Origin of the sequence: Streptomyces synnematoformans, from assembly GCF_039531005.1 — a bacterium.
GTDB classification, from domain to species: domain Bacteria; phylum Actinomycetota; class Actinomycetes; order Streptomycetales; family Streptomycetaceae; genus Streptomyces; species Streptomyces synnematoformans.
In genome coordinates, this window is record NZ_BAAAPF010000440.1 from 1 (window position 1) to 4,440 (window position 4,440).

The following is a 4,440-nucleotide window of genomic DNA, read 5'->3' on the forward strand; positions in this document are numbered from 1 at the left end:
CCGAGGACGACGCGGGCGGACCGGGACACCCGCCGTTCGAGGAGGGGCAGCACCCGGCCCCGTACCCCGTCCGGGTTGTTCCTCGTGTGCCAGGTGAAGACCAGCGGCCGCCGCTGGCCGAGGATCGTCGAGCACGCCATCAGCCCGCACTGCAGCCCGTGTGCGTGTACGAGGTCCGCCCCGGCGCACGCCGCGCGCAGCGCGGTCGCCGTGCACAGCGGCGCGGTGGCCAGCCCGCCGCCCTCGGGCAGCCGGGCGATGTGCGCCCCGGCGGCGGCGAAGCCGTAGCGCTCGGCGGCGTCGGGCGTCGCGACCACCGTGACCCGGATGCCCCGGGCCACCAACCCGGCCGCCAGCGAGCGCACATGGACGCCGCTGCCGGCCTCGCCGCGGCCGACCAGCTGCACGGCGTGCAGCGCGGTGTGGCCGTGGGGCGGTGCGGGGGTGCTGCTCACTGGGCCGGAACTCCTGTCCGTGGCGTCGCAGGGCCAGCCCAGGATGCCACTCCCCGGAAGCCACCGGACCCGGCTCGGCGCCGCCAACCGCTCTGTACGGGCGTACAGGTCAGACATGCACCACCCTTCCGGGCGATGTCCCGCACGCCCGTCGCGCGGAGGGAAGTCGCGCGGAGGGGGCCGTACGGCGCGGTGCATTCCGCCCGACCACACCGGAAGACGCACCGGGTCGGGCGGAGGTTGCCCAAGGCACCCGTTCGGCCTACACGGCCACGCCGGCCCCGCGCGCCGCCCGCGTACCGCCCGCCGCTACTCCGCCCCGGCGCGGGCCGCCGCGAGCAGCTCCTGCGCGTGCGCCCGGGCCGTCTCGGAGTCCTCCTGGCCCGCCAGCATCCGGGACAGCTCCCGCACCCGCGCCTCGCCGTCCAGCACGGTCACGCCGCTGCGGGTGACCGCGCCGTCGCTGGTCTTCTCCACCAGCAGCTGGCGGTCGGCGAACGCCGCGACCTGCGGCAGGTGGGTCACCACGACGACCTGCGCGCCGCGCGCCAGCCGGGCGAGCCGGCGGCCCACCTCGACCGCGGCCTTGCCGCCGACGCCCGCGTCGACCTCGTCGAACAGGTACGTCGGGACGGGGTCGGAGCCGGCGAAGACCACCTCGACCGCCAGCATCACCCGCGACAGCTCGCCGCCGGACGCGCCCTTGGCGATGGGCCGCGGCGGTGCCCCGGGGTGCGGGGCGAGCAGCAGCTCGGCCTCGTCCACGCCCGTGGGGCCGTACGCGACGTTGCGGCCGTCGATCTCCAGCCCGTCGGCGCCCTCGGCGGCCTCCGTGCGGCGCAGGCCGACCGTCACCCGCGCGTGCGGCATGGCCAGCTCGGTCAGCTCGGCGGTGACGGCCGTGCCGAAGCGTTCCGCCGCCTCGCCGCGCGCCTCGCTCAGCGCCTGCGCGAGATGCGCCAGTTCGCCGCGGAGCACGTCGCGCTCGGCGGTCAGCTCCTCGATGCGCTCGTCGTCGCCGTCCAGCTCGGCGAGCCGGGCGGCGCCCGCCTCGGCCCACTCCAGGACGGCGGCGACGCTGCCGTCCCCGGCCGCTCCCCCGCCGCCGGCGGGCTCGTGGCCGTACTTGCGGGTGAGGTGGGTGAGCACCGACCGGCGCTCCTCCACCGCGGCCAGCCGCAGCGGGTCGGCGTCGATGCCGTCGCCGTACGCCGCCAGCTCCTGCGCCACGTCGCCGAGGAGGATGCCGACCTCGGTGAGCCGGTCGGCGAGCCCGGCGAGCGCCGGGTCGTGGGCCCGTACGGCCCCCAGGGCGCGCTGTGCGCCCGCGACGAGCGTCCCGGCGTCGACCGCCTCGGGGTCGGCCGGGTCGCCCGCGAGCGCGGCGTGTGCGGCGGCTGAGGCGGCGGCCAGCGCCTCGGCGTAGCCCAGCCGCTCGGCCTCCGCGGCCAGCTCGACGTCCTCGCCGGCCCGCGGCTCCGCGGCGGAGACCTCCTCAAGACCGAAGCGCAGCAGGTCGGCCTCCTGCAGCCGCTCGCGCGCCCGGGTGGTGATCTCGTCCAGCTCGGCGCTGACGGCGCGCAGCCTGCGGTACGCCGCGGCGTACTTGGCCAGCGGCGCGGCGACCGCGTCGCCCGCGTACCGGTCGAGCGCCTGCCGCTGCCGCGCCGGCTTCAGCAGCCCCTGCTGGTCGGTCTGCCCGTGCACGGCGACCAGGTCCTCGGCCAGCTCGCCGAGGACGCCGACGGGCACGCCGCGGCCGCCGAGGTGCGCCCGGGAGCGGCCCTCGGCCGAGACCGTACGGCTGATGAGCAGGGCGCCGTCGTCCAGCTCCGCGCCCGCGTCCTCGGCGCGCACCGCGGCGGGCGAGCCTTCGGGTACGGCGACCCGGCCCTCCACGACGGCGGACCTGGCGCCGATGCGTACGAGGGCGGCGTCCGCGCGCCCGCCGAGCAGCAGCCCGAGGCTGGTGACGACCATGGTCTTGCCGGCGCCGGTCTCGCCCGTCACGGCCGTGAAGCCGGGCGACAGCTCGACGACCGCGTCGTCGATGACGCCCAGGGACTGGATCCGCATCTCCTCCAACACGGTACGACCATACGAGGTTCCGGCACCGCGTCGCGAGGGGCGTCGTGATCAGCGGCCCGGCCGGGAGCGCGGGCGGACGGCACCGGCGGGCCCCGGCGCCGGTCTGCGGCGCCGGGCCGCGGCACCGGGTGGGCCCGTGCGCGGGACGGGCCGCGCGTCAGTTCGGCGCGCCCCGCCAGCCCGCCACCGGCAGCGCGAACTTCGCCACCAGCCGGTCGGTGAACGAGGCGTGGTGCAGCCGCGCCAGCCGCACCGGCACCGCGCCCCGGCGCACCTCGACGCGCGCGCCGGCCTCCAGATCGACGGTGCGGCGGCCGTCGCACCACAGCACGCCGTGCTGGTTCGTCGGCTGCACCTCCACGGCCAGGACCGAGTCCGGCGAGGTGACCAGCGGCTTGGCGAACAGCGCGTGGGCGCTGATCGGCACCATCAGCAGCGCCGCCACCTCGGGCCAGACGACGGGTCCGCCGGCCGAGAAGGCGTACGCGGTCGAGCCGGTCGGCGTCGCGCAGACGACGCCGTCGCAGCCGAAGCGGGAGACGGGCCGGCCGTCGACCTCGGTGACGACCTCCAGCATGCGCTCGCGGGCGGCCTTCTCCACGGACGCCTCGTTGAGCGCCCAGTCGGCGTGCACGGTCCGGCCGTCGTTGCGTACCAGGACGTCGAGCGTCATCCGCTCCTCGACCTCGTACTCCTTCGTCACCACCCGGTCCACGACCTTGTCGAGGTCGTCCCGCTCGGCCTCGGCGAGGAAGCCGACGCGGCCGAGGTTGACGCCGAGCATCGGCACCCCGGAGCTGCGGGCGAAGGCGGCGCCGCGCAGCAGCGTGCCGTCGCCGCCGAGCACGATCAGCAGCTCGCACTCGTCCATCACCCCCGGACCCGGGTCGACCAGCTCCACCTCCGGCGGCAGCGGCAGGTCGGCCGCCTCGTCGGCGAGCACGCGCACGCCGACGCCGGAGCGCAGCAGGCCGCGCACGACCAGCTCGGCGCTGCGGATCGCCGCGGGCCGGCCCGTATGGGCGAGAAGGAACACGGTGCGGTCTGTCATCGGGGCCCCTCCGCCACGGCACGCTCCACGTCCGCCGGGTCCAGCGCGGGCGCCCCGGCGCGCAGCCACAGAAAATACTCGACGTTTCCCTTCGGCCCGGGCAACGGGCTCGCCGTGACGCCACGCACGCCGAGCCCGAGCGCCGCCGCCTGCCCGGCGACCCCGCGCACCGCCTCGGCGCGCAGCTCCGCGCTGCGGACCACGCCGCCGCTGCCGAGGCGCTCCTTGCCGACCTCGAACTGCGGCTTGACCATGAGCACGAGGTCCGCGTCGGGCGCGGCGCAGCGCACCAGCGCGGGCAGCACCAGCCCGAGCGGGATGAACGACAGGTCGCCGGCGACGAGTTCGGCGGGCTCGCCGTCGAGGTGGTCGAGCGTCAGCTCACGGACGTTCGTACGGTCCCGGACGGTGACCCGCTCGTCGCTCTGCAGCTTCCAGGCGAGCTGGCCGTAGCCGACGTCCACGGCGACGACGTGCGCGGCGCCGGCGCGCAGCAGCACGTCGGTGAAGCCGCCGGTGGAGGCGCCGGCGTCGAGGGCGCGCCGGCCGGCGACGCGCAGCCCGCGGGGCTCGAACGCGGCCAGCGCGCCGGCGAGCTTGTGGCCGCCGCGGGAGACGTAGTCGGGGTCGGCGTCGTCGGGGACGACGACCACGGCCGCGGACGTCTCGACCTGGGTGGCGGGCTTGGTGGCGACCATGCCGCCGACGGTGACGCGGCCGGCGGCGATGAGGCGGCCGGCGTGCTCGCGGGAGCGGGCCAGCTCGCGGCTGACCAGCTGCGCGTCGAGCCGGCGCCGCCGGGCACCGCTCACGGGTTCCCCGGCCGGTACGGGTGCGCGCCGGGGC

At 77.4% G+C, this 4,440-nt stretch carries 4 protein-coding genes; all 4 read right to left on the reverse strand.

The window, feature by feature from the left end:
* Positions 1-455: glycosyltransferase (locus ABD317_RS33935; RefSeq protein WP_344295190.1), on the reverse strand; the 455-nt coding region annotated here is incomplete at its 3' end.
* A 309-nt stretch (positions 456-764) separates the two neighbouring features.
* A complete protein-coding gene (gene recN, locus ABD317_RS33940; RefSeq protein WP_344295193.1) occupies positions 765-2,531 on the reverse strand; it encodes a DNA repair protein RecN in 1,767 nt (588 codons plus the stop codon).
* Between the two features lie 169 nt (positions 2,532-2,700).
* Positions 2,701-3,594: an NAD kinase gene (locus ABD317_RS33945; RefSeq protein ID WP_037784211.1), complete on the reverse strand. Its 894-nt coding sequence runs from the start codon at positions 3,592-3,594 to the stop codon at positions 2,701-2,703.
* Positions 3,591-4,406, reverse strand: coding sequence for a TlyA family RNA methyltransferase (locus ABD317_RS33950; protein WP_344295195.1), 816 nt, complete (start codon positions 4,404-4,406; stop codon positions 3,591-3,593). Before ABD317_RS33950 ends, ABD317_RS33945 begins: the two co-directional genes overlap by 4 nt.
* Positions 4,407-4,440 lie beyond the last annotated feature (34 nt).

Excerpts from the sequence above, each read along its gene's own strand:
- ABD317_RS33945 (WP_037784211.1), bottom strand. The coding sequence starts at position 3,594 with ATGACAGACCGCACCGTGTTCCTTCTCGCCCATACGGGCCGGCCCGCG.
- recN (WP_344295193.1), bottom strand. The coding sequence starts at position 2,531 with ATGCGGATCCAGTCCCTGGGCGTCATCGACGACGCGGTCGTCGAGCTG.